The organism is Mesobacillus boroniphilus (assembly GCF_018424685.1).
In the GTDB taxonomy this organism is placed as follows: Bacteria; Bacillota; Bacilli; order Bacillales; family Cytobacillaceae; genus Mesobacillus; species Mesobacillus boroniphilus_A.
Map to the genome: position 1 here is coordinate 1 of NZ_QTKX01000033.1, position 364 is coordinate 364.

Here is a 364-nt window from a genome sequence, read left to right on the forward strand (position 1 = left end):
ACAAGGTAGCCGTATCGGAAGGTGCGGCTGGATCACCTCCTTTCTAAGGATATTGCCGTAATGGCAATCGGAATGCGAATCTTACGATTCGTACTGTTGTACGCTTGTTTGTTTAGTTTTGAGGGAGCAATTCTCTCAAAGCTTTTTTGTTCCTTGAAAACTAGATAATCGTAAGTAAGAAGAACCAAAGAAGAAACCGAGTGATCGCCATTTTAGTTTTCTCTCTATTTAATAGAGAATGACCTTTTAGGTTAAGTTAGAAAGGGCGCACGGTGGATGCCTTGGCACTAGGAGCCGATGAAGGACGGGACTAACACCGATATGCTTCGGGGAGCTGTAAGTAAGCTTTGATCCGGAGATTTCC

Annotated in this window: 1 rRNA gene; it reads left to right on the forward strand. The window is 43.7% G+C overall.

The features are described 5' to 3' along the window. Nucleotides 1-249 precede the first annotated feature (249 nt). Nucleotides 250-364 (forward strand): 23S ribosomal RNA (locus DYI25_RS22355); the annotation flags it as partial.